This window comes from Pseudomonas sp. BBP2017, assembly GCF_003024385.1.
GTDB lineage: Bacteria > Pseudomonadota > Gammaproteobacteria > Pseudomonadales > Pseudomonadaceae > Aquipseudomonas.
The window spans coordinates 1-25152 of sequence record NZ_PVZN01000027.1 but is presented as its reverse complement, the minus strand read 5'-3'; the positions used below and the strand labels follow the sequence as shown (position 1 = coordinate 25152).

At 59.4% G+C, this 25152-nt stretch carries 16 protein-coding genes and 5 tRNA genes; 7 read left to right on the top strand and 14 right to left on the bottom strand.

The genetic code is table 11. The features are described 5' to 3' along the window. Nucleotides 1-26 precede the first annotated feature (26 nt). Nucleotides 27-434, top strand: a complete 408-nt coding sequence (locus tag C6382_RS22755) for a PA2817 family protein (RefSeq protein ID WP_107026565.1) — start codon at nucleotides 27-29, stop codon at nucleotides 432-434. 103 nt (nucleotides 435-537) lie between these two features. Here C6382_RS22755 and C6382_RS22750 read toward each other — a convergent pair. From C6382_RS22750 to C6382_RS22730, 5 genes are all read right to left on the bottom strand, one after another. Beyond that, nucleotides 538-613, bottom strand: a tRNA-Gly gene (locus C6382_RS22750). Nucleotides 614-703: 90 nt separating this feature from the next. Beyond that, nucleotides 704-779, bottom strand: a tRNA-Gly gene (locus C6382_RS22745). Nucleotides 780-781: 2 nt separating this feature from the next. Then, nucleotides 782-857 (bottom strand) — tRNA-Glu (locus C6382_RS22740). Nucleotides 858-1059: 202 nt separating this feature from the next. Further along, nucleotides 1060-5400, bottom strand: coding sequence for a hypothetical protein (locus C6382_RS22735; protein WP_107026564.1), 4341 nt, complete (start codon nucleotides 5398-5400; stop codon nucleotides 1060-1062). Between the two features lie 157 nt (nucleotides 5401-5557). Then, nucleotides 5558-7879, bottom strand: coding sequence for a hypothetical protein (locus C6382_RS22730; protein WP_107026563.1), 2322 nt, complete (start codon nucleotides 7877-7879; stop codon nucleotides 5558-5560). Nucleotides 7880-8366: 487 nt separating this feature from the next. Between C6382_RS22730 and C6382_RS22725 the strand changes: the two genes are divergently transcribed. After that, nucleotides 8367-10451: an autotransporter outer membrane beta-barrel domain-containing protein gene (locus C6382_RS22725; protein WP_256589182.1), complete on the top strand. Its 2085-nt coding sequence runs from the start codon at nucleotides 8367-8369 to the stop codon at nucleotides 10449-10451. Between the two features lie 143 nt (nucleotides 10452-10594). Here the strand turns inward: C6382_RS22725 and C6382_RS22720 are convergent, their stop codons facing one another. The 4 genes from C6382_RS22720 to C6382_RS22705 form a co-directional block, all read right to left on the bottom strand. Continuing rightward, nucleotides 10595-12538, bottom strand: a complete 1944-nt coding sequence (locus C6382_RS22720; RefSeq protein ID WP_107026561.1) for a hypothetical protein — start codon at nucleotides 12536-12538, stop codon at nucleotides 10595-10597. Between the two features lie 129 nt (nucleotides 12539-12667). Next, a complete protein-coding gene (locus C6382_RS22715; protein WP_107026560.1) occupies nucleotides 12668-14611 on the bottom strand; it encodes a hypothetical protein in 1944 nt (647 codons plus the stop codon). Between the two features lie 235 nt (nucleotides 14612-14846). Beyond that, nucleotides 14847-14922 (bottom strand) — tRNA-Gly (locus C6382_RS22710). 2 nt (nucleotides 14923-14924) lie between these two features. Continuing rightward, nucleotides 14925-15000, bottom strand: a tRNA-Glu gene (locus C6382_RS22705). A 336-nt stretch (nucleotides 15001-15336) separates the two neighbouring features. Between C6382_RS22705 and C6382_RS22700 the strand changes: the two genes are divergently transcribed. Then, the gene (locus C6382_RS22700) at nucleotides 15337-16104 is read left to right on the top strand and encodes a hypothetical protein (RefSeq protein WP_107026559.1); all 768 of its coding nucleotides are present in this window, start codon (nucleotides 15337-15339) and stop codon (nucleotides 16102-16104) included. A gap of 78 nt (nucleotides 16105-16182) precedes the next feature. Here the strand turns inward: C6382_RS22700 and C6382_RS22695 are convergent, their stop codons facing one another. Together C6382_RS22695 and C6382_RS22690 are read right to left on the bottom strand one after the other, a co-directional pair. After that, nucleotides 16183-16665: a GAF domain-containing protein gene (locus tag C6382_RS22695; RefSeq protein WP_107026558.1), complete on the bottom strand. Its 483-nt coding sequence runs from the start codon at nucleotides 16663-16665 to the stop codon at nucleotides 16183-16185. Beyond that, entirely contained in the window at nucleotides 16658-17551 is an 894-nt protein-coding gene (locus C6382_RS22690; protein ID WP_107026557.1) for an ATP-binding protein, read from the bottom strand. The genes C6382_RS22695 and C6382_RS22690 overlap by 8 nt, the downstream gene beginning before the upstream one ends. Nucleotides 17552-17633: 82 nt before the next feature. Between C6382_RS22690 and C6382_RS22685 the strand changes: the two genes are divergently transcribed. Beyond that, complete coding sequence (locus C6382_RS22685) at nucleotides 17634-19994, top strand: response regulator (protein ID WP_107026556.1); 2361 nt, start codon at nucleotides 17634-17636, stop codon at nucleotides 19992-19994. On the opposite strand, the gene C6382_RS22680 is transcribed toward C6382_RS22685, so the two are convergent. Continuing rightward, nucleotides 19987-20472, bottom strand: a complete 486-nt coding sequence (locus tag C6382_RS22680) for a glutathione peroxidase (protein WP_107026555.1) — start codon at nucleotides 20470-20472, stop codon at nucleotides 19987-19989. The two genes, C6382_RS22685 and C6382_RS22680, sit on opposite strands and share 8 nt — an antisense overlap. Nucleotides 20473-20485: 13 nt before the next feature. After that, nucleotides 20486-20881, bottom strand: a complete 396-nt coding sequence (gene msrB, locus C6382_RS22675) for a peptide-methionine (R)-S-oxide reductase MsrB (protein WP_107026554.1) — start codon at nucleotides 20879-20881, stop codon at nucleotides 20486-20488. A 167-nt stretch (nucleotides 20882-21048) separates the two neighbouring features. Between msrB and C6382_RS22670 the strand changes: the two genes are divergently transcribed. Further along, nucleotides 21049-22260 carry a pyridoxal phosphate-dependent aminotransferase gene (locus tag C6382_RS22670; protein WP_107026553.1) on the top strand — a complete coding sequence of 404 codons (1212 nt, stop codon included), beginning with the start codon at nucleotides 21049-21051 and terminating at the stop codon, nucleotides 22258-22260. A 222-nt stretch (nucleotides 22261-22482) separates the two neighbouring features. Further along, nucleotides 22483-23370, top strand: coding sequence for a protease HtpX (gene htpX / locus C6382_RS22665; protein WP_107026552.1), 888 nt, complete (start codon nucleotides 22483-22485; stop codon nucleotides 23368-23370). A gap of 42 nt (nucleotides 23371-23412) precedes the next feature. On the opposite strand, the gene C6382_RS22660 is transcribed toward htpX, so the two are convergent. Continuing rightward, complete coding sequence (locus tag C6382_RS22660) at nucleotides 23413-24069, bottom strand: thiopurine S-methyltransferase (protein WP_107026551.1); 657 nt, start codon at nucleotides 24067-24069, stop codon at nucleotides 23413-23415. 103 nt (nucleotides 24070-24172) lie between these two features. Here C6382_RS22660 and C6382_RS22655 point away from each other — a divergent pair, with 103 nt between their 5' ends. Then, nucleotides 24173-24940 (top strand): class III extradiol ring-cleavage dioxygenase, encoded by a 768-nt coding sequence (locus C6382_RS22655; RefSeq protein WP_107026550.1) that lies wholly within the window; start codon nucleotides 24173-24175, stop codon nucleotides 24938-24940. Nucleotides 24941-25152: the final 212 nt, after the last annotated feature.

Sequence of the window (25152 nt, the reverse complement as noted above, 5' to 3'; positions counted from 1 at the left end):
CGTTTTTGCTCAAGAGGACTGCCAGCATGGCTACCGATCGCCTGGAATATCATCTCGCCCTGCTTACCCACCTGCGCACCATTCTGGTCGCCCTGGGTGAGGCCGAACAGGTGCCGGAAGAAAGCCACGCGCTGTTCCTGGAGCGCTTCGACGACCTGATGCTGCAGATGCCCGTCGACCCCGAAAGCATCTACCTGGGTCAGGACCTGATGTGCCAGGTGATCCAGCGCTACCCGCAGGTCGCCCACCTGGTGCCTCGTGACCTGCTGTGGTTCTTCGGCGGCGACTGCCTGCATTACATGCCCGACGAAGAGCAACAGATGTACCAGACCCTGGAAGAGCGTCGCTATGAAGCCGAGCAGAACGACGAAGCGTTTGACTGGAACCAGGAAAAGCAACTGCTGAGCATGTCGGACGACGATAGCAAGCACTGAGTTGCAAAGGTGCGCAGGGCTGAAAAATGCCCTGCCGCGCAGAAGTCCCGATAAAAATCAGGACGAAAAAAAACGCCGTTCAACCGAACGGCGTTTCTTTGTTTGGAGCGGGAAACGAGACTCGAACTCGCGACCCCGACCTTGGCAAGGTCGTGCTCTACCAACTGAGCTATTCCCGCAAAATGAAGCAGCCGGTTGTACCGGACAGAAAAAAGGCCAACGACCTTCATTCCAACGCATGCAGTACTTGAATACTGCGACGCCAAATTTGGAGCGGGAAACGAGACTCGAACTCGCGACCCCGACCTTGGCAAGGTCGTGCTCTACCAACTGAGCTATTCCCGCATTGGCGTCCCCTAGGGGACTCGAACCCCTGTTACCGCCGTGAAAGGGCGGTGTCCTAGGCCACTAGACGAAGGGGACACACTACAACATTCACTCCCTACCGCGTTTCGCTGTGTGCTTTACGCTGCAAGTGGCGCGCATTCTAGGGATGCCGGGAAAGCTCGTCAACTGCTTTGTATAAATTTATTTAAATCAATGACTTCCGCAGTAACAAAAGTAACGGTTCAACGCCATTGCCGAGCCGTATCAGGTTCGGCAATGGCCTTTTTGTTGGCCCCTCTCAACTTATCCGGATACCGGGATACAACGGCCCAATCTGCGCCTCCCAGCCCTCCCCGCCGCCATTCATATCCTTGAAGGCAGCCTGCTGCTGAGGAAACGGAGTCCAGACCAGTCGCTGATCCCTCGCCCAGTACCTGCCGCCAGGCCAACCGATCTGGGCAAGCCCACCGCCCCCATACTGGTTATAGATTTCGCGCAACTCCGACAAAAACAGACGCTGATCCCAGCCGACAATGTACTGTGACGTGCCCATGAGGGTCATCCTGCGGACATTTTGCACCGTCACGCTGTAACTTCTGGATTTCCCCGCACTGTCGCTCACGGTAATGGTTGCCGAACCATTGCCTCGCGACATCACCGTCCCGTTGCCATCCACACTCGCCACATTGGCGTTGCTCGAACTGTAGCGAAGCGGTGGCGTGCCACCCGACGCTTGGCGTTGCCGAGAGGTATTGGCCGGTCGGCGGCTGGGGCCCTGGCCGTTATCGGCCCGCACATAAATCACGCCGTTGAGGACCATGGGACTGGTATCGATTACCAACGGCGGCCGCGCCTCGACAATCACCCGCCAAGGCGCAGAAACCGGCTGGCTGCCATAGAGTCCCTTGGCGGTGAAATCATGCTGTCGGATCGCCAAACCGCTGAACGTTGCCTGCCAATTGCCGTTGGCAGGCACCGTTACCGTTTGTATCGCCGCCCCGTTGTCCAGGATCTGAACTTGCAACCCTCCTTGCCCGGTGCCATGCAACGTCACACTCGTGGCGTAGGTTCGGCCTCCGTTGCCGATCGCTGTGCCGTTGCTGTCAACGACTCGACTGATGACCGGGGTCACGCCCTGGCGTACGTCAAAGGTCCGTGGTGCAGACTCCTGGCCGCTGCCATACAGCGCCGTGGCCCTGACGCGGTAATGCCTGACGGTCAGGCCGCTCATGCTCAGGGTCCAATCGCCCGCGCCGTTTACCGCCGTCGTACCGACCGACACCGCCCCCTCAAACACCTCAATTCGCTGACCAATGCTCGCCTTGCCAGACAAGGTAACGCTGGATTCGTAGGTGAATCCGCCTTCAGCCACTTCGCCTCCGGAGTCCCTCACTCTGACGATGGTCGGCGCCACCTCTGCCACCACACTGAATGAACGGATATCCGACTCCTGGCCACTGCCATATAGCGCCTTGGCCTTGAGCCTATAGGGCCGGACTGTCAGCCCCTGCAACGGATGCGACCAATCACCACTGGCATTAGCCGTTACCTTGCCAAGTGATGTCGTACCGTCGAACAGCTCCACCTGCTGGCTGACACTGGCCTTGCCGGCAAGAGTCACCGATGCGTCCACCGTGGTACCTGCCTCGGGCACCTCACCCCGCGAATCCCTGACACTGGTGATACTGGGCTTGATATCGACATAGACGGTGAACGTGCGTAGCGCCGATTCCTCACCGCTGCCATACAGCGCTTTGGCCTTGACGCTATAGGTTTGGGGCGCCAGACCGGTCAGTGGCAGGGTCCAGTCGCCGCCGGCAGTGACCCGTGCAACGCCCCTGGAAGTCGCCCCCTCGAAAATCTCCACCTGCTCGTTCGCACTGCCCTTGCCTCCCAGCGTGAGCGAGGTGTCGGCTGTAGCGCCGCCGTCGGCGACCTCGCCCCGCGAATCCCTGACGCTGTCGAGGGTCGGGAACACATAATCGACCACCTGGAAGCTGCGCGCGGCCGATTCCGCGCCACTGCCGTACAGCGCCCGGGCCTTGATAACGTAGGCTTTGACTGCCAGGTCGTTGAGTGTCAGCGTCCAGTTACCCTGGGCATCGGTACGCACGGTATCCAGCACAACCAGCCCATCGAGCACCTCCAGAGGCTGGTCGATACTGGCTTTACCCGACAAGATGATCTGGGTATCGACCGTCGTCTGCCCCTCGGCCAACTCGCCCCTGGAGTCCGTCACACTGGTGATGCTCGGACTTACCTCGGCCACCACCTGGAAGGTCCGCACCTCGGACGCCCACTCATCCCCGTACCTGGCCCTGGCCTCCAGGCTATAGCCGCTGATCGCCAGCCCGGTTCTTGACAGGCGCCAGTTGCCGTCGCCATCCACAGGCACCGTCCCCCAGGACTGCGTGCCTTCGAAAAGCTCGACCTCCAGCCCGGCACTGGCCGTGCCCGAGAGGATGACTGCTGTGTCCACCGTGGAGCCGCCATTGGCGACATCCCCTCGCGAGTCTTCCACGCGGGTGATGCTCGGGATCAGCTGGGTGACCACGGTAAAGCTCCATACCTGCGACTCCGTACCACTGCCATACAGGGCTTTGGCCTTGAGGTCGTAGCGTCGGGGCGCAAGATCCATCAGCGGGAATCGCCACACACCTTGCTCGTTCGCCCCCGCTCGCCCGAGGACATCATCGCCGTCAAGGAGCTCGATGCCCATTGCCACCCGTGCTGTGCCGATAACTGTGACTGTGGTATCGACGCTGATACCGCCGTCGGCAACCTGGCCCCAGCTGTCGATAACATTGCTGATGGCTACCGGTATCGGTGTTCCGATGTAGAGTTGCAGGACGCTCGATATCCTGGTCTGGTTACCACGGCGCAGTGAGTACAAGACATTGACGTTGGTGCCACTCGACACCTCGACCAAATCGGGGGCTATGCGGAAATTCACCGGACGCCCTTTGGATGCCTCGGTAATCGGCACCCAGTCGCTGACCGTGCCATTGGCGTAAACGCTCTGCCAGTAATAGGTGAGCACGTCGCCCACCTCGGTGTCGGCGTATTCGATCCGCAAGGTGGCGCCGTTGGGGATTATCGCCTCCGGGTCGAGCACATCACCATCGGCCTCGAGGACCACCGGCGCTGGCAGTTCATGGCGCAAATTGAGCACATTGAAGTAACTGCGTGCTGATTCGCGAATATCATAGGTCACCGCGCGCTCGTTGGTGACGCGGTAATACAGCTCCAAAGTACCACCATCGAGCACTGTGATATGTTCGGCCGCTACCAGAACTTCAATGGCATTACCGACATCATTATCGCTGACATCTTTCTCCTCCTCGTGCAGATATAGGCTGCCATCGGCACGCTTACCCTGCCAGATCAGCTTGACGACATCACCAACGACCATGCCCGGATAAGGGCCAACCAGCACCCAGGCATGCTCCAACCGGCTGTCCAGCAGACCGTCCACCGCCTGCAGGATGACCGGCGCTGGCAACTCCGAGAGCTCACCGACAATTCTGGCGAATGCACGCTTGGACGATTGCGGCGCTTCACCATTGGCCTTTCTCAGCACATAGGATGCATCACCGGTGCCCGAGGCGATCGCACGAATGTCGGCATTGGGAACCTTGAATTCGAGCACCGCCGGCAAGTTGGCGATCGTCGTCGACGCCTTGTGAACGATCGGTGCCCCCATCTTCGGCGTGCCAATCCAAGTGAATTCGATGCTGTCACCCAGGGCAAAAGGATTGCCACTTATCACCACCTGTACGGTAACGTCATTCGGCCCCAGCGCAATCAGGTCGATCGCGCCATTAACCGCCTCCCTGATGATCGGTGCATCGAGCCGCCAGGCCCCCGCTTCTACCTTCACAACAGTGAAACGCGACCAATCGGAGGAATAGTTCCACACCTCGTCGAAGACTTCGTAGTTCAGTTGCAGCGCATCGCTATCCCCGCCTGCCAGGATCGCTTCCTGGTCAACCAGAATCTCGACCGGTTCGCGCCCAGCCGCTTCGCTCTCGCTGATTCGCCGCGGGATGCGCACGCTGCCCCAGCGCAGCACCACGGTATCGCGGGCAGCCCGGTCAGGGTAATAGCCGATGGTGACCGGAACGCCCCTGGCCGCCCACTCTGCGGTGACGCCGTTGTCGATAACGTCCCGCGGCACTTGTGGCCGTGGCAGCTCGGAATGCCCGGGCAAGTGCGGCTCCTTGTCGACACCGGCGGGCCGGTTGAGTTTGACCCGCAAGCGCAAGGGCACCGAATCTTCCGCTGCCGTCGCATCCTTGCGCAGCAGTTTGAAGCGGATGTCCTCTACCCACTCAGGTATGAAACGCTCCCTGGGCAGGTAGAAGAAAAGCCGCTTACCGATGTCCGCCTGCTTCACGAACATTTCCAGTACCTGCTCATCCTCGATGAACACCGTCAAGCGGTCTCCTTCCAGCATGTCCAGATAGGGGTCGATCACCGTCAGCACACCGTCCGGATTGCTTTCGGCGACGGCGATATTGATCCCGGCGTCACCTTGCTCGACCGGCGTGATCATGCCGGAAATGAACAATGGTCGCGGTGCCAGGATGCCCTGCGCTTCACTGCGGGGAGGAAAAATACTGGCGCTAAAGACTCTCATGGCGACTCCTTGCCTGGCGTGGCTGACGGGAACATCAGAAACAGTGACCGCACATAACTGCTAGCGAAATTGGCGTCTCAGTCCGGGGCCATACCTAATACTTGCAGGTGCACCCTTCGATGTATGGCTGCTCATAACCGGACTGTGACATGCCTGTTTATCCTCTGGCCGTTGTACCGTCGCGCACGTCGAGGCTGCCTTCGATCACACCGTCGACGGTTACCGGCTCAAGCTCAGGCTCTTCGCCTTGATGCACCCGGAAGGTCAGGTCCTGGGTCCGCGCCTGACCGGAGGCCAGCTCTACCCTGCAGATTACCGTGACCAGGTTGTTCAGGTTTTTCGCGATTTCGGCAAAGGGCACAACAAAGAGCACCGGCTTGCCGGCCATACTGCCGGTGATATCCACGCCCTCTGGTTTGTATTCATTGCCCTTGTCGTCCGTCCATTCCAGATAAACGACATCCCCCACTCCCATGCCGGGATAAACATCCTGGGTCACGTTCGCCCCGGTGCTGACGTCTTTCAGGTCAAGCTGCCCCTCGTGCTCCTCGGCGACGGTCACCGGATCAAGCAGCTGTTCTTGCCCTTTGCCGATTTGCAGGGTCAACACATCGGATTGGCTGATGCCTCCTCCCCCTGCACGTACAACCCAGTAGGAGACCGCTACAGTACCATTCAGGTTGCCTGTGACCTTATCCAGCGAAATTGCCAGGGCAAACTGGGGGCGCCCGATGTTGTTCTTGTTGATCATGATCCAGTCGGTATAGCGGCCGGTCAGTGAACCCTCCCAAGCAAAATGCAGCTGGTCGCCAATGGCGATCCTGGAATAAGTCTTTACCAGAATGCGGGTGCCGGAGACTGGCAACGTTTCAGGATCGAGCACGTTGTCTTGCGCATGCTCGACATCCGGCGCAGGCAACTCGTTCCGGCGTTCACCCACGTTGTACTGCGGTGTAACAAGCGATTTGCGTACAACGCCGTCGATATCCATCAGCTCATAAGAAAGCTGCAAGGTCCCCCCCTCAATGAACTTGAGATGCTCGCCACCGACATTGAAGACAATGGGCAACTTGACGCTTGCATCGTTATTGGTGATGTCGTAAGGGTCGATCTCCGGGAAGTACGGCAACAAGTCGGGCCTTGTACCCTGCCATATCAATCTAATCACATAGCCTGCGGCCATGGTTTGATCCCAGGGCACTTCGATGGCGGTCGTCGGCAATTGCGGATCCAGACTACCGCCCACGGCATCCTTGGCCACCGGTGCGGCCAGTTGCACAGGTTCACCCACGATACTGACGAATCGCCCCTTGGCTTGCAGGATCGTGCCACCCGCCTTTTCCAGCCGGTACCTGAAAACCCCTTGGGTCTTGGCCAGGCGTCGTACATCGCCGTTAGGCACGAGGATTTCGATCACACTGGGTATGTTGTCAACGACTTGCGGGGGATAGCTGATATCAACCGGCAGCCCTTCGGCGCTGGTGCCCATGAGGGTGACGAAGATTTTATCGCCTTTCTCGAAATTTTCGGGCCAGGCAACAATCTGCAGCGTCGCTGGAGCACTGCCCAACACATTGAGATCCAGAATGTTGTTTCGCGCTTCCTTGACGATCCCGGCAGCCAGGCGTGAGCCGCCAGTGTCAACCACCACTCGAATCTCGGCACTCCAGTCCTCGGACTGATTGTCCACTAGGTCATAGACTTCGAAAGCGACGGCCAGGCCACCGCTGGTGGTGACCTGCCCGGTTTTGCTCATGTGTTTTTCGACGCGCTCCGAGTCCCCGGCCGCCAGGATAGTCGCCTCGTCCACCATAATAACGAAGGGTTTGCCGGCGTCGACGTCAGCCTGGGTCACGGTGTAGAGAACGAACTGGCCACCCCAGGTGATCCGGATCTCATCGCCCGCGGTCATGAACGGGTAAGGCTCGATGGTCACTGGCACGCCTTTGGCGGCTGCGTCCTTGTCCACACCATTGTCGATGATCTCCTGCGGCAAACTCAGCTTCAGCTCGGAATGCCCCGGTGTGTCGCCGTTCTGGTCCTGGCCGCCAGGGCGATCAAGCTTGATCAGCACAGGGGTGGGTGCCGAATCCTCGGGCACTTGACCAACTCGCGTGACCTTGTAGCTTATGGTTGTGATGCTATTGGTCAACCGGTTGGGCTCGATGAACAGGGTCTGGCGTGTATCGACCTCATCGGCAGCAATGGGTTTGCGGGTGACTTCAGTGCCTCCCAGCAATATCCCGACGCTGTCACCCTGGCCCATTTGTGGCCAGGGCGGAACGAACAACTGCAAGCCCTGACGCGGGAAGTTGTCGCGGGCCGCCGCGAGGTTGATCCCCCATTCGCCACTGGGCACCGGCCCGGTCCTGCCGGGGATCTCCAGCTCAACCAGCTGCAGGATGCCTGGCTGGGAAAACAATTCTTGTGCCGGACTTAATTCTGCACCTTCTTCTGACAACACTTCTTCTGACGACATGCTGGTCACCTTCTTGGTTGAGCAGGTAAGTGACACGCATTGAATACCGGCCAGGCAATACTTCCAACTAGCATTTTTATCAGGTACTCGAAACCACTATTAAAACTACCGTCCCCCCTTCATAACTTCCACCCCCTGTCTACTGACAAAAATGTCAGGTGCTCACTGCCAGTAATGAGACAACAATCAAGTCGCCCCATCCTGGAATGCTTAGGAATTTCCCTACAGACACTTCCTAAGTGCTCCGTGTAAATTTCGCGCTTTTTTGGTTATCACTGTTTCAAAACTCAGGGACGCCGCCTCCATGAATACGAATGACACCGCATATACCCGTTTTTTGTTACCCCCCCTCAGCCTGGCTACTTGTACATTGTTTCTTGCCTCGCCCCTGGCGCACGCCGCGATTGTTGAAAATGGCGATAGCCTGATTATTGATGCAAACACTCCGGTCGATAGTTATACCGTTCGCACCAACAGTTCGCTGACCATGAACAGCGCGACGGCCAGCAGCGTCTTCATACAATCGGGGTCCAATCTCGTTATCAACGGCGGCACCATCCAGGGGATCGACAATGACGGCCTGGAAGTCACCAATAGCACCGCCACGGTCAGCAACGCCCAGATCAATGGCGACTTTCTGGGTTTGTCGGTCAACCGCGTGACAGGCACCTCGACAGGTTCACAAGTCACTATCGACAATAGCGTGATCACCGGTGGCGAAGAGGCCGCCCAGGTCACCGGCGCCAGCACGCTCAACCTGATCAACTCCAGCGTAACCGGCAGCGGCATCGGCAGCCGCGGCATCAACCTCCTGGGTGGCGCGGCCATTGCCACCGGCAGCCAGATCAGCGGCCAGAGCAACGGTGTGCGTATCACCCGCGACATCGACAACGTCGGCGATCCGCGCCTGGTCCTGGAGGGCTCGCGGGTCGAGGGGCGTACAGGCGCGGCGATCCTCCTCGAGCGCGGCGCGGTGGCCGAAGTCGCCATCCGCAATGGTTCCACCCTGGTCGGCGCCGATGATGTGCTGATCCAGGTTCAGGACGCATCCACCGCCAACATCGGTGTAGTCAACAGCAACCTCGACGGCATCGTCCGCGTCGCGGCCGACAGCACCGCCAACCTGACGCTGGAGCAGGCCAGCTGGAGCGGTGACTTCGAGGTGGAAGCCGGCGGCAAAGGCGCGCTCAACCTGCACAACCAAGCGTCGTTCAGCGGTCGGCTGGTGAATGTCAGCCGGCTGGACATTGGCGACCAGTCCTCCTACAGCATGGTCGAAGACACCCGGCTAGAAACCCTGAACATGGCCGGCGGCACCGTCAACATGGGCTCAGGCAGTAACTTTTACCGCCTCAACGTGGACAACCTTTCCGGTAACGGCGTCATCAAGATGAACGTCGACTTCAGCACCAACAGCCACGACCGGCTGACCGTCAACCAGAATGCCAGTGGCAATTTCGAGCTGTGGGTGCCCGACTCGGGCGTCGATCCCGTGACCCCGGAACAGCTGACCCTGGTCAACACCGCTGCGGGTGATGCGCAATTCAGCCTGGTTGACGGCCGTGCGGTGGCAGTCGGCGCCTGGTCCTACGAGCTGTCGTCGGCGAGCAATGGCAATGGCGGCACCGAATGGTTTCTCGACCCGCAAAAACGCACGGTCAGCCCCGGCACGCGCTCGGTAATGGCGCTGTTCAACACCGCGCCGACCGTCTGGTACGGCGAAATGACCTCGCTGCGCAGCCGCATGGGTGAACTGCGCTTCAACGGCAGCCAGCCCGGTCTGTGGATGCGCAGCTACGGCAACAAATACAACGTCGCCGACGCCAGCGGCAGTGGTTACCAGCAGAACCAGCACGGTCTCTCGCTCGGCGCCGACGGCCGCCTGCCCTGGGGCGATGGCCAGTGGCTGATCGGTGCCCTGGCCGGTTACAGCCGCTCGGACCTGGACCTCAACGAAGGCACCTCCGGCACAGTCGACAGTTACTACCTCGGCGCCTACACCACCTGGCTCGATGCCGAGTCGGGTTACTATTTTGACGGCGTGGCCAAGTTCAACCGTTTCCAGAACAAAGCCAAGGTCGCGATCAATGATGGCAGCCATGCCAAAGGTGACTATGACAACCTCGGCATGGGCGTTTCCGCCGAGTTCGGCCGCCATATCCCGCTGTCCAATGGTTACTTCATCGAACCTTTCACCCAGTGGTCGGCGGTGGTGATCCAGGGTGACGACTACCAGTTGAGCAACGACCTGCAGGCTGATGGCGACCGTACCCGCTCGCTGCTGGGCAAAGCCGGCCTGACGGCGGGTAAAACCTTCGAGCTTGCCAACGGCGGCAAGCTGCAACCCTACCTGCGTGCGGCGATGGCGCACGAGTTCATCAACAACAACGAAGTCCAGGTCAACAACAACCGCTTCAACAACGACCTGTCAGGCTCACGTGGCGAACTGGGCGCGGGTCTGGCGTTGGGCCTGACCAGTGGCTTGCAAGTGCATGTCGATCTGGAGTATGCCAACGGCAAGCATATCGAACAGCCGTATGGCGCGAACCTGGGGTTGCGTTACAGCTTCTGAAGCGGTGCTGGGGTTGCAATGAATCCCGATGCCACGGTATCGGACTTGTGCTGAACTTTTACTCGCTAAAAGCACTGCGGTCGAACAAAAACAGGGGAAATGCACTGAGCATTTCCCCTGGTTCAATCCCTCTCAACCGCCCCCTATGCAAATTTGCAGGTTTGCCCGGCTGATGACATCCAGAAGGTCACTACTATGGATTTCCCCAACACAGGAAAGCCATTGATCTCTGCCTCGTAGACGATACTGCCGTAACGTAGGTCGGTGGTCAGGAACCAAGGGTCATAGGGTACATGAACCACAAAACCGTTATTGGCCTCTTCGATTGTCGGGGTGAATGTAAACTTGTACTCATTGCCCGGCACCGGCGTAGTGCCTGCAGCATCCGCCCATCCCTGATAGGTGAAGGCCAGTTCCTGATTCGCCAGTTTCGGCTCTCCACCCGGTACTTGAATGAACATTCCCCATACGCCGGCTTGGTTTTGACGTAACGATCCACAGTTGAACCAGTCGGAGCCGAAATCCTCATCGGGATTGAGAAACTCTGGCTTGGGCACGGTAATTTGAGAGACACGAACCCGAACTGGCTTGGCCCCTGAAGTAATGATGTTGCCGTTGGTCGCTGGGTGGGCCACGGTGTAGTGGACCGGCAACGCGTCGCTATTGCCTTCAGTGTCGATGAGCTCCCAAGGAATGGTAAACGGGATTTTGAACGTTGGCGGTTCAGTACCCACTACGCGATATTCCCCGTCTGGCGCTGGAACGGGCTTGCCGTTCCAGTACAACTGGACAATATCACCAGCCTTCGATAACCCATATAAGTCTACCGATGCAGTGGCAGGCTGGCCCGCGTCAGCCTCGGTCAGTTCATCGGGATTGGGGCTCACTGCGCCCTTGACGACAGGCAACGCCAGCAGCGGATGCACGACGCCAGGCGGGTCAGTCGGATCCACCGGGCCCGGCGTGCGCAAATCGACTTTGACGTCGAAGCCAACCGTCTCCGGAAACTCGCGGTTACCGCGAACAATCTTGTAAGTCACCCGCGAATCTTTTAAGCCTGGGTTACCATTGAGCACAGCGGAGTAAGGCAGAGCCACCACAGCGCCTGCTTGCGGCATGGCTTGCGCTGGCTGGTCAACACCATCGAAGGCGACCACCACCTGGTCTGAGGCACTCCAGTTTGTATAAGGGTCGATCTCGACTACCACCCCCTGAATAGCATCGGCCTGGTCAATCAAGCCATCGGCGCCAACAGGTACCTTGGGTGGTTGCAAACCGGCAGGCGCTGGTGCCAAGGTGATGTTGACGTTCTTGAATGCCGATTGACGACCGACATTACCTTTGCGGTCCGCCAGCGTATAGAACAATGTCTGATCACCCTCCCTGCCCTCAAGCATGGCCTTGGTCAGCTCAACGGTAATCGGCGTCGTCACATCCGCGCGGACAACAGTCCCCACCTTCAACGCTGTCGGAATAGTGTCGCCCAGGTAGACAATAATCTCGTCGCCGATCCTGGCGTCACCGTAGCCGAGAGGCACGGTGACAACTACTTTGTCGCCATTGGCAGCGAGATACTCCGCCGTGATGCCACTGAGCTCCACTTCGGCGGGTAGCTCGATCAATGCGCCGGCGTTACCGCCATTGGGTGGTGTCCTGTCGATAGAGATGGACAAGCTCTCGGAGAAGGTAGGGTTACCCCCTGTATTAACCTCAAAAGATAGTTGATGCGTTCCTGCGTTGACTGTCGCCGTATCCGGCAAGGTCATTGGCAAGGGAAAATCACCCGCGGCTATCGGCGACGTGAAGGGATATCGCGTACCTGTCCGGACACCGTTCCAGCGTAAATAAACGAACCCCCGCACCCCGGGCGCGCTGTCCTGATCGAATTCAGGAATATTAATAGCGAGTGATTGCCCGTGGTACTTGGAATGTAGTTGGTTCGGGCTGTCATCAGGCGTATCTTCCAACAGCGGGTTAAGATCCTTGTCCAGCACTGGAGCAGGAACTGCCTTGTTTGGAGTACGCCGCAGCTTTTTACTGTTAGCGCGCGCTTCTTCAGCCGTAAGCTTTACCTGGATATTCATCATTCAACCTCATTTATTGGACTTGGTTGTTTCTTACAAATGAATCGCCAAGAAAACCTGACATGGCGAACGCACAACACTGAACAACTTTAACTCTGCAGTCTGCCGCACAGTACGGCTTGTCAAACACCATCACGTTTCACTACAAAGATCATTATCCGGCCCACAGACTTCGCCACTCGGCAGCGTCCGGGAGATATACACCTGCTCCCGCCGCGAACTACCGAACCCACCGTCATCCTTGGTCAAGGTGTAATAAACGGTGGCGGAGCCGTTGTTGACCATCGGCTCGATATGCACCAGGTAGGGCACCACAACATCGAAACCATTTAGCGCTTCAGCGGCGGTGAGCACTTCGCGATGCGACCACAACGTGCCTTCAATCGGTCTGAGTGAGCCGAGGTCCTCATAACCCTGGCAATGAACTTCCACCAGATCGTTGGCGGCGAAAGCCGGATTGCCCTGGACCCTGATAGTCACCCCTTCCCAGAGGCGCGGCCTGGCGCAGCAATTGAGATAGCCCTGAATGTCGGCGTGAGGGAAGCCCGGGGCCTGCAGCCCTTCAATAGGAACAATCAACACTTGCACCGCAGTCGCTGGCGCCAGCTGCTGATTGATGCCGTTATCCGTCACGTAGGAGACCGGCAAGGCTACGTTGTTCATGTCCTGCTCGACGATCGCCCAGGGCACAGTCAGCGTCAGCGGTTTGCCAGCCACATCGCCCGGCTGCACCGGATAACGGGCGGCCGGCTCGGCCACGGCACCCCAGAACACCTCGAGCCATTGGCCTGGTTGCGGATCTTCGAACAACGTCAGCAGCACCCGGGCATCGCGCCCATGATCCTGGGCGGTCAGCGTATTGGGCAGATCCGAGACCTCGCCACGTACTTCCACTCTGGCCAAGCCATTGTTAAGCAAGGCCGGGGCATTGGCATGATCCTGACCAGCGATGGTGAAGTCGAAAGGCGCCGATGTTTCAGGGGATTCAGGTGTCAACGCCCCTCCATAACGGACCCGGTAACTCACCTGAACCGTGCCAGCCCCCAAACCATTGGCCGTCAGCGCCGGCCAGGGCACGAAGATCTCCAGCGGAAAGCCGTTGGGGTCCACCGCAAACTCCGTCAACTCGCCGCCCCCCCAGTTGACGATGATGAAATGCGAAGCCTCAGCGTTGTCGTAGCGGTCGATTTCGACCGTCACCCCACCCTGGCTGGCAGCCCCCTCGCGGGCATGCTGGCGGTCGATCAAGCCACGTGGCGACAGGGGGATACGCGGCGCTGGCAAGTTTCCCGGGGCTGGCACCAGGTCGACGCCAATGCCGGCCGAATAGGACAACGGGCTTTCGTTGCCAGCCAGATCGTACAGCCGATAAAACAGGTAGCGCTGCCCCGCGCCACTGTCACGTATCACCTCTTCAGTCAGAGGCAGGAGCAAGCGCCGGTTGTCGATATCGGCCTGGCTGAACACCCGCTCGCCGGCAATTGGCGTATCACCCGGCATCGGATCGGCTTTGGCCCAAAAGAACACGGCCCGGTCGAATGCACGCATGCTGCTATAGGAAGGCACCGTGACCAGCACCTGGCCATGCTGCGTCAGGTAGTCATCAGTGATGACCCCGAGCAATTCATCGGGGTAGCGCGCCCCTGCCGGCTGTTGATGGTCGTGGGGGGGGACGGTATCGATGGTGACCCGCTTGATCAGCGAGACATTCAGGTTCCCGCCCTGGTTGATCTGGTAAGACAGGTCATAGGTACCATGAACCAGATACTGTTGTGGCACTGTCAGGGTCTTGTCTCCCGGCTCGACCGGCGTCGGGTACTCTTTATCTCTGACCGAGACAAACCCCGAGCCGGCGATACGCCAACCAATAGAAACAATTTCCCTGGTAATTCTCGGGTCGTCCGAAAATGGCCAGGCGGGCACCACAACCTCAAGGTCATCATTGAGTACGGCACGCGCGACGATGCCGTCGGGATTCTCCACCCCCTGATCATCCCTGATGATCGCCGGCACTTCTGGCACAGGAAGGGCTACTACTTCGCTGAAAAGATGAGTCGGCTTTCTGCGCACGTCCATGGTTGCTCCCGTCCTGATCGAGACGACATCGCGATGGCCTTGCCTTGGGCCACCCGAGCGATCACCAGTGATTGAACGCGAATTCGCGCAAGCTGGAAACTGACAGAAATAACAGGTGCGTTAAGACGGAAAACGGACTATGGAGGGGGGGGGAAATACACCAGAGGCAGGAATTTCAGGCACAAAAAAAGAGGCCCTTGGGCCTCTTTTTTGACCGGCTTACGCCGATGTAATCTGGAGCGGGAAACGAGACTCGAACTCGCGACCCCGACCTTGGCAAGGTCGTGCTCTACCAACTGAGCTATTCCCGCAATGGCGTCCCCTAGGGGACTCGAACCCCTGTTACCGCCGTGAAAGGGCGGTGTCCTAGGCCACTAGACGAAGGGGACACACTACAACATTCACTCCCTGCCGCGTTTCGCTGTGCGCTTTACGCTGCAAGTGGCGCGCATTCTAGGGATGCTTTGGAAAGCCGTCAACCCCCCTGTTTAAATTTATTTAAATCAATGACTTCCCGGTGCTTTGCACTGCTGTGCGCGGACTCGCGCGCCTGGCTCTTGACGATTATTTTCTGACGCCCCGCCCAAGCTGAAACCCCTATGGCTGCGGCAATCGCAGAGCAAAATGCCATCAGGGAGTCCCTGAGAACCGCCAAACAGCTCTATCCGGGCAAAAGCTTAGCCACTACACTCAATTGGTAAATCATCCTGTATGAGGCGTTAACGGTGACACCACTTATGATCACCCTGCTTATCGTGGCGGGGATCGCGTTATTGATCGTGATCGGCTACCTCAACAATGTAGTCGAGAACAACAAGCTTGAGCGCGCCCGGCTGAAGATTGAGCTGGCTGAACGCTTGCGCCGTTGTGGCGAGATCACCGAAACCTTCCCAGGCCAATTGATGACCCCGGCCTTGAAGCTGCTGTTGACCCGCCTCGAACTCAACCTCAACCAGCGCCAACTGGCCCTGGATAAAAACAGCCGCGCGATCCGTGCGCGCATTGCCGAGCTTGAAGGCCTGATAACCAAGGGTGAAGCGCTGCCGGTGAATAATCCGCCCGCGCCGATCCAGACCGAAGCCCGGGCCAAAGATGTGCGTTTTCTGCTTGAAGGCATGCACAACCAGATCACCCGTGCGGCGCAAGAAGGTTTCCTGCCGACCAACGAAGCCAAGTACTGGGTCAAGGAAATCCGCCACATTCTGGTCTTGCTGCACATCGAGTTTTTCAACAACCTCGGCCAGCAGGCGCTGCAGCAGAACCAGCCTGGGCATGCACGTCTGGCCTTCGAGCGCGGCGTCCAGTACCTGCGCAAGCAGCCGGACCCTGTGCTGTATCGCGAGCAGCTCGAGTACATGGAAAAGCTGCTGGCCCGGGCCAATGCCCAGGTGCTGAGCCAGCTCGAACCTGCCGAAGACGAAGTGAACGAGCTGACTGAAGGCCTGAAGACCGATACAACGGAAGACTGGAAGAAGAAAGTCATCTACGACTGATCTGCCCAGCCACTGTAGGAGCCAGCCTTGCTGGCGATGCCCGGCGTAGCCGGGCCAGGGGCGTTGAACGCCCCATCGTCAGCAGTCGGTCAAGCGCAGAAAGATCGCCACCAGACGCTCCACCCCCTGCTGATCCGCTTCACTGAAGCGCGCCAGCTTCGGGCTGTCCAGATCCAGCACACCAATCAAACGCCCGTCCTTGACCAGCGGAATCACCAGCTCACTGTTCGACGCGCTATCGCAGGCGATATGCCCAGGGAACGCATGCACGTCTTCAACCCGCTGGGTTTCGCGACTGGCCGCTGCAGCCCCACACACACCACGACCGAACGCAATCCGTACACAGGCAACCTGGCCCTGAAACGGACCCAGCACCAGTTCCTCATTGCGGTTCAGGTAAAAACCCGCCCAGTTCAGGTCTTCAACCTGGCTATACAGAAACGCCGAGAATTGCGCGGCATTGGCAATGAAGTCGCGCTCATCGGCAAACAAGGCTTCCAGCTGTGCAGCCAGCAAGCCGTAGCCCTCAAGGCCCGCGCCAGAGGCGTTCAGGTCAATCATGTTTTTGCTCCAACAGTTGCAGTCCGACCCAGTACCGGGCGAACTGATAGGCACAACGGCCATTACGGTTGCCGCGCCCGGTGGCCCAGCGCACGGCGAGGATGTCCAGCGCTTCATCTCTCTGCCAGGTCAGCCCGGCCGAGCCGGCCAACTGACCGATCCAGTGCTCGACCACATTGAGGAAGTGCTCTTGGGTGAAGGGATAAAACGACAGCCAAAGGCCGAAACGATCGGACAAGGCGATCTTGTCCTCGACCGCCTCGTTGGGATGCAGTTCGCCATCGACCATTTTCCAGTTTTCGTTGTCGCTCTGCTTCTCCGGCACCAGGTGCCGGCGGTTCGAGGTGGCATACAACAACACGTTGTCCGGCGCCTGCTCCAGCGAGCCATCGAGCACGCTCTTGAGTACCCGGTAGTCGCCCTCCCCGGCTTCGAACGAGAGGTCGTCGCAAAACAGCACGAACCGCTGGGGTAGCCTGCTCAGTTGCTCGACCACACGCGGCAGGTCGGCCAAGTGATCACGTTCGATTTCAATCAGGCGCAGCCCGGCCTTGGCGTACTCGGCCAGCAGCGCGCGCACCAATGAAGACTTGCCAGTGCCGCGCGAGCCCCAGAGCAGCGCGTGGTTGGCGGGCATGCCATCGAGAAACTGGCGCGTGTTTCGCCCCAATTGCTCGCGCTGCAGGTCAACCCCGATCAGGTCCGACAGGCGCATGTCGAGGCTGACCTCCAGCGGCAACAGAAAGCCGCTGCGGCCATCACGCAGCCAGCGCGCGGCCAGGCAGTGATTCCAGTCGATCTGCGGGCGTGGTGCCGGCAACAACGGTTCGAGGCGGGCGAGCACGGTTTCGGCACGCTCAAGAAAAGCATTCAAACGAGAGTCCACAACGGTTCCTCAAGACAGGTTCAAGGACAACGGCACTGCTGAATGTGTGACAGGGCGTGCCAGCAGCCGGGGCTGATCGGCTATGCTTGCGCAGCGCACGGAATGTGAAACTGGCCCGGGGCTCATGGATATCAAGTTCACCAATCGCCTGTCCTACAAGCAAGCCCGGCTGACGGTCCTGGTCGGCTTCATCCTGGGTACATTGCTCAGTCTCATCCAGATCGGTATCGATTATGCCAGTGAAGACGCCTCCATCAACCGCGAGATGCAGGCACTGCTGCAAATCAGTCACAACCCGGCCGCCCGGATCGCTTACAACATCGACTCGGAACTGGCACTGGAGCTCACCGGAGGCTTGCTGCAATCGCCGGCGATCACCCGGGCCTGGCTGGTCGACAACAACGATACGGTGCTGGCGGACGTGCAGCGACCACGGGAACAAAGCAGTTATCGCTTGATCAGCGACTTCCTGTTCGGTGAAAGCCGCCAATTCCAGGACCCGCTGTTTCTCAGCCAGATGCCCGACGAGCCCCTCGGCACCCTGTACCTGGAGGTCGACACCTTTGCCTTCGGCAGCCACTTTCTCAAGCGTGCCGAAGTCACCCTGCTCAACGGTTTCATCCGCAGCCTGATCCTTACCGGCATCCTTCTGGCGCTGTTCTATTTCATGCTGACCAAGCCGCTGGTGCGGGTGATCAGTGCCCTGGCCAATCGTGACTCGCGCCAACCGCAACAGTCGAAGTTGTCGTTCCCGCCCGGCCATGAGCTCGATGAAATCGGCGTGCTGGTGAAAGTCGCCAATCAGCAGTTCGTCAGCATGGCTACCGAAATCCAGCAACGGCGCAGCGCCGAAAACCGCCTGACCGAATACCTCAACGAACTGGAAGACATCGTCTCGGCACGCACCACTGAGCTCAAGGCCAGCAACACGCGCCTGAGCCAATCCAACCGGGAACTGGAAGATGCACGGCGCCGGGCCCTGGACATGGCCCAGGCACGGGCAGCCTTTCTGGCCAACATGAGCCATGAAATCCGTACGCCACTCAATGGCTTGCTGGGGATGATCGCCCTGTCTCTGGACAGTCCGCTCAATGCCGAGCAGCGCCAGCAGCTGTCGATTGCCCACGACTCGGGCAAGGTGCTGGTGGAGCTGCTCAACGACATCCTCGACTTGTCCAAGTTCGACGCCGGTCAACTGGAGCTGGAACGTATCCCGTTCGACCTTGGCGCCCTGGTCGAAGACACTGCCAACCTGCTGTCACAGAACGCCGCGCCGAGTGTCGAGCTGACCTGCCTGATCGACCCGCAGTTTCCCGCCATGGTCCTCGGCGACCCTACCCGCGTACGCCAGATCGTCAGCAACCTGCTGTCCAATGCCCTCAAGTTCACCCGCTTTGGCCGCGTCGATGTGCGCCTGAGCGCCTACAGTGGCGGCGTGCGCCTGGATGTCTGCGACACTGGCATTGGCATCCCCCATGAAGCCCAGACGCGGATTTTTCAGCCGTTCATCCAGGCCGGTGCCGGGATAACCCGCCAATATGGCGGTACCGGCCTGGGGCTGACACTGACCAACAACCTTTGCGAGGCCATGCTGGGACGCCTGAGTATCAGCTCGCAAGCCGGCTTCGGCAGCCAGTTCAGCGCCGAGCTGCCCCTGCCCTGTCACTCCCCGGCAGTACCCGCACAACGCCTGCACGGCCGCGTCGCCGCCCTGAGCAACGCCAGCAGCGGCCTGGCCGAGCTGTTGCAAACCCTGCTGCCTGGCTGGGGGCTGGACTACCGACGTTACGACCACCCTGACGAGCTATGTGACGCCAGCCCTGATCTGTTGATCACCGACGACCTGGACAACCTGTTCACGCTGCGCCCTCAGGTTCAGGCGCCGATCCTGCTGGTGACCGCCTATGGCAACTTTCTTCCGGGTGAACAGGCCGTGCATCTGGCCCCCTTGCAACAGCAAGCCCGGCCACTGGCGCGCAATGCCCTGTACCAGGCCCTGCGGCGCACGCTGCACGGCGCCGACAGCAGCAACCCCAACGCACTCCAGGGTGCCCTGCACAGTCAACGCCGTGCACACATTCTGCTGGTGGAAGACAACCCGGTGAACCAGCTGGTGGCCAAGGGCATGCTGGCCAAGCTCGGTTGCGACGTAAGCATCGCCACCCATGGCGCAGAAGCCCTTCAGCTGCTGGAGCACACGCCCTTCGACCTGGTGCTGATGGATTGCAACATGCCGGTCATGGACGGTTATGAAGCCAGCCGCAGAATCCGTCAGAGCGGACGCTGGCCGGACCTGCCTATCGTTGCCCTGACCGCTAACGCCATGCCCGAAGAGCGTGAACGCTGCCGGGCGGCCGGCATGAACGACTACCTGGCCAAGCCCTTCCGTCGCGAGGAGCTATTGGGCCTGATCGATCACTGGGTGCCGCTGACGACTACCTGAGCAGCTTCTCGATCGACGCGGCCAGCGCCTCGGGCTTGGTACTCGGCGCATAGCGGGTGACTTTGCCGCTGGCCGGATCGACGAGGAACTTGGTGAAATTCCATTTGATCTTTTGCGAACCGAGCAGGCCGGGTGCACGCTTTTTCAGTTCGACGAACAAGGGGTGGGCGCCGTCGCCATTGACCTCGATCTTGCCAAACAGCGGGAAGCTGACACCGAAGTTGGTTTCACAGAACTGGGCGATTTCCCGTGCATCGCCCGGCTCCTGCTTGCCGAACTGGTTGCACGGAAAGCCGAGCACCACCAGGCCGCGCTCGCGGTAACGCTGCCAGAGCTGCTCAAGGCCCTTGTATTGCGGGGTGAAACCACATTGGCTGGCGGTATTGACCACCAACAGTACCTTGCCCTGGAAATCGCCCAGGACCTTCTGCTCACCACTCAGGGTGACGCAGGGAATGTTCAGCAGCGCGTCGGCCATGACCCGTTCTCCTCTATTGGCGTGGAACCAGGTCCAGGCAGACCGAGTTGATGCAATAGCGTAGCCCGGTCGGCGGCGGACCGTCAGGGAACACGTGCCCCAGATGGGCATCGCAGTGGGCGCAGGTGACTTCGGTGCGGATCATGCCGTGGGAGGTGTCGCGAATCTCGACCATCGCACGGTCCTCGATCGGCTCGTAGAAGCTCGGCCAGCCGCAGCCGGAGTCGAACTTGGCCTTCGAATCGAATAACGGCGCATTGCAGCAGATACAGTGATAGACACCGTCAGCCTTGGTGCTGTTGTACTTGCCGCTGAACGGCCGCTCGGTACCCTTCAGGCGGCAGACGTTGTACTGTTCGGGGTCGAGCATGGCGCGCCATTCGTCCAGGGTTTTCTCTATCTTTTCCATGTGCAGGCCTCGGCAGACTAAAAACCCCGCGTTGCGTCTTTTCCACAACGCGGTCGGCACGTATATTATTGCGCCTCATCAGACATCAGTCTGGCACCCGCGTTACACGCTTTTCAAACGATTTCACAGCGCAGTGCGCGGCGATCTTTTCTAATCGGGATCACATCATGCAGGTCAGCAAATCGAACAAGCTCGCCAATGTCTGCTATGACATTCGCGGCCCAGTGCTCAAGCACGCCAAACGCCTGGAAGAGGAAGGCCATCGCATCCTCAAGCTGAACATCGGCAACCCGGCGCCTTTTGGTTTCGAGGCGCCGGACGAAATCCTCCAGGACGTGATCCGCAACCTGCCGACCGCCCAGGGCTACAGTGACTCCAAGGGCCTGTTCAGCGCGCGTAAAGCGGTCATGCAGTACTGCCAGCAGAAGCAGATCGAAGGTGTCGGCATCGAAGACATCTACCTGGGCAACGGCGTCTCCGAGCTGATCGTGATGTCGATGCAGGCACTGCTCAACAATGGCGACGAAGTGCTGATCCCGGCGCCGGACTACCCGCTGTGGACCGCCGCGGTGAGCCTGGCTGGCGGCAATCCGGTGCACTACCTGTGCGACGAGCAGGCCGACTGGTTCCCGGACCTTGACGACATCAAGGCCAAGATCACCGCCAACACCAAAGCGCTGGTGATCATCAACCCGAACAACCCGACCGGGGCGGTGTACTCGCGTGAACTGCTGCTGGGCATGCTGGAACTGGCACGCCAGCACAACCTGGTGGTGTTCTCCGATGAGATCTACGACAAGATCCTCTACGACGAAGCCGTGCACATCAGCACCGCGTCGCTGGCCCCGGACCTGCTCTGCCTGACTTTCAACGGCCTGTCCAAATCCTACCGGGTGGCGGGTTTCCGTTCCGGCTGGCTGATCATCTCCGGGCCCAAGCACCACGCCCAGAGCTATATCGAAGGCATCGACATGCTGGCCAACATGCGCCTGTGCGCCAACGTACCGAGCCAGCATGCGATCCAGACCGCCCTGGGCGGCTACCAGAGCATCAATGACCTGGTCCTGCCACCTGGCCGCCTGCTTGAACAGCGCAACCGTACCTGGGAGCTGCTCAACGACATTCCCGGTGTCAGCTGCGTCAAGCCCATGGGCGCGCTCTACGCCTTCCCGCGGATCGACCCGAAGATCTGCCCGATCCATAACGATGAAAAGTTCGTGCTTGACCTGCTGCTCTCGGAAAAGCTGCTGATCGTTCAGGGCACCGCCTTCAACTGGCCGTGGCCGGATCACTTCCGTGTGGTCACCTTGCCGCGGGTCGACGATCTGGAGCAAGCCATTGGCCGCATCGGAAACTTCCTGAAGACCTATCAGCAGTAACCTACAGGCTTTTGCCAAGGCCTGCGTCACTCCCGGCGCAGGCCCTACAGAATAATTTCCCCCTCTGTAAGCCCTGGCGCTCTGGCGTGCGGGATGACGGAATTCGACTGTAATACAGAGAAGTACACAGTTTGAAATAGTCGCCCGGTTGAATCACTGAAGCCCACACCTTATATACCCCGCATACGTGACATTTTTATCCGTCAGGAGAACGTAACAACCATGATGCGCATCTTACTGTTTGTAGCCACCAACCTTGCGGTTGTGCTGATTGCCAGCATTACCCTGAGCCTGTTCGGCTTCAATGGGTTCATGGCGGCAAACGGGGTTGACCTCAAGCTCGACCAGCTGCTGATTTTCTGCGCCGTGTTCGGCTTTGCCGGTTCGCTGATTTCGCTGTTCATCTCCAAATGGATGGCGAAAATGAGCACCGGCACGCAGATCATCAGCCAGCCGCGCACCCGCCACGAACAGTGGCTTTTGCAGACCGTTGAAGAGCTGTCCCGCGAAGCCGGCATCAAGATGCCGGAAGTGGGTATCTTCCCGGCCTACGAGGCCAACGCCTTCGCCACCGGCTGGAACCGCAACGACGCGCTGGTTGCGGTAAGCCAGGGCCTGCTGGAGCGCTTCTCGCCCGATGAAGTACGCGCCGTGCTGGCTCACGAGATCGGTCACGTCGCCAACGGTGACATGGTCACCCTCGCGCTGGTTCAGGGCGTGGTCAACACCTTCGTGATGTTCTTCGCTCGTATCATCGGCAACTTTGTCGACAAAGTGATCTTCAAGAACGAAGAAGGCCAGGGCATCGCTTACTACATCGCAACCATCGTCGCCGAACTGGTGCTGGGCATTCTGGCCAGCATGATCGTCATGTGGTTCTCGCGTAAACGCGAATACCGCGCCGACGAAGCCGGTGCCCGCCTGGCCGGTACCAGTGCGATGATCGGCGCCCTGCAGCGCCTGCGCTCGGAACAAGGCGTGCCAGTGCACATGCCCGACACCCTGAACGCCTTCGGTATCAACGGCGGCCTCAAGCAGGGCCTGGCTGGCCTGCTGATGAGCCACCCACCGCTGGAAGATCGCATCGAAGCCCTGCGCCGTCGCGGCTAAGGGACAAAGCAAGAAAAAAGGGCGACCCGTGGGTCGCCCTTTTCATTTCAGTCGAGTCAGTCGATAGACCCGTTCCAGCAGATGACTGGCGCCGGCCTGCTGAAATCTCGGGCTGTCATCCAGCACATCGTGCGCTGCCAGCTCAAGCGGGTGCCAGGCAGCGAACAGCGCCTGCACTTCCTCATCGACCACGGCGAACGGTGGCCCGTCGATTTTCGCCTGATCGTAATCCAGGGTGATCAGCAAGCCCTTTGCCGTGACCGGTAGTATCGCTTGCAGATGCGCGACATAGCGCTTGCGCATCTCCCCAGGCAGAGCGATGACTGCAGCGCGGTCATACAGCGCGCTGCAACCGCTGACATCCTCAGCCGTCAAGGCGAAGAAATCACCACAGCGGATCTCGACATTCTCGCAGCGGAAAACCTTGAATACACCGTCCTGCGTCACTTGCGGCTGCAGTTGATGCTCAGTGAAGAAGTCCTCCACAGCCCGCTCCGACAGCTCGACACCCAGCACCTGCAGCCCCTGCCCTGCCAACCAGAGCATGTCCTGGCTCTTGCCGCACAATGGCACCAGCACCCGCGTTCCCGCCAGCACCTCCAGCACTGGCCAGTGCTGTTGAAGGTAGGCGTTGACCTGGGACTGATGAAAACCGATCTGATTGTTCTTCCAGCGCGAATGCCAAAACTCAGCCTGCATGCCTCACCTCGATAAATTCGATCAAATACTGCGAAAACTTATATTAGATTTAGATCAATATTTTGCCTGAAGATGGGCTCATCTTAACCTCAGGAACGCCCTTATGCTGCCCAGCCTGTTTATTTCTCACGGCTCCCCCATGCTCGCCCTGGAGCCGGGCGCCAGTGGCCCGGCATTGAAACGCCTGGCCGCAGAGCTGGAGCGACCAAAAGCCATCGTGGTGGTATCAGCGCACTGGGAAAGCCGTGAACTGTTGGTGTCCAGTGGCTCTCAGCCGGACACCTGGCATGACTTCGGCGGCTTCCCCGCTGCGCTGTATGCCGTGCACTACCCGGCTCCGGGCGATCCCGCCCTGGCTCAGCACGTGAGTGAATTGCTTGGCGCCGCCGGTATGCCGGCCCGCCTCGACCCGCAACGGCCCTTTGACCACGGTACCTGGGTGCCACTGTCGTTGATGTACCCGAAAGCGGATATTCCGGTGGTGCAGGTTTCCCTGCCGACACAACTCGGTCCAAAACTACAGGAGTTGGTGGGTGCTGCGCTTGCCAGCTTGCGTGAACAAGACATCCTGTTGATCGGTTCAGGGAGCATCACCCACAACCTCGATGAGCTGGACTGGCACGCCGGCCCGGAAAGCATCGAACCCTGGGCTTTGGCGTTTCGTGACTGGATGATCGAAAAACTGAGGGCAGGTGACACGCCAGCCCTGCATGATTACCGGCAGCAGGCGCCGTTTGCCGTGCGCAGCCATCCGAGCGATGAACATTTGTTGCCGTTGTATTTTGCCCGGGGTGCCGGTGAGCAGTTCGGGATCGTCCATCAGGGCTTCACCCTGGGGGCCTTGGGGATGGACATCTACCGGTTCGACTGAGGTTCTTGCAGACAAAAAAATGGTTTTTCACGGAATCCCCGGGGACTATGATCCTTGGGGCTGGGCTGGGCTTCGGACGGGAGCTTATCCATTCCATGCGGCGCCGCTGCCGGCCCCTTCCGCCCTTACGGCGGCCTACTTTTTTCACCAAGAAAAAAGTAGGCCGCCGTAAGGGCGGAAGGGGCCAGCAGCGGCACCACATTGACTGGATA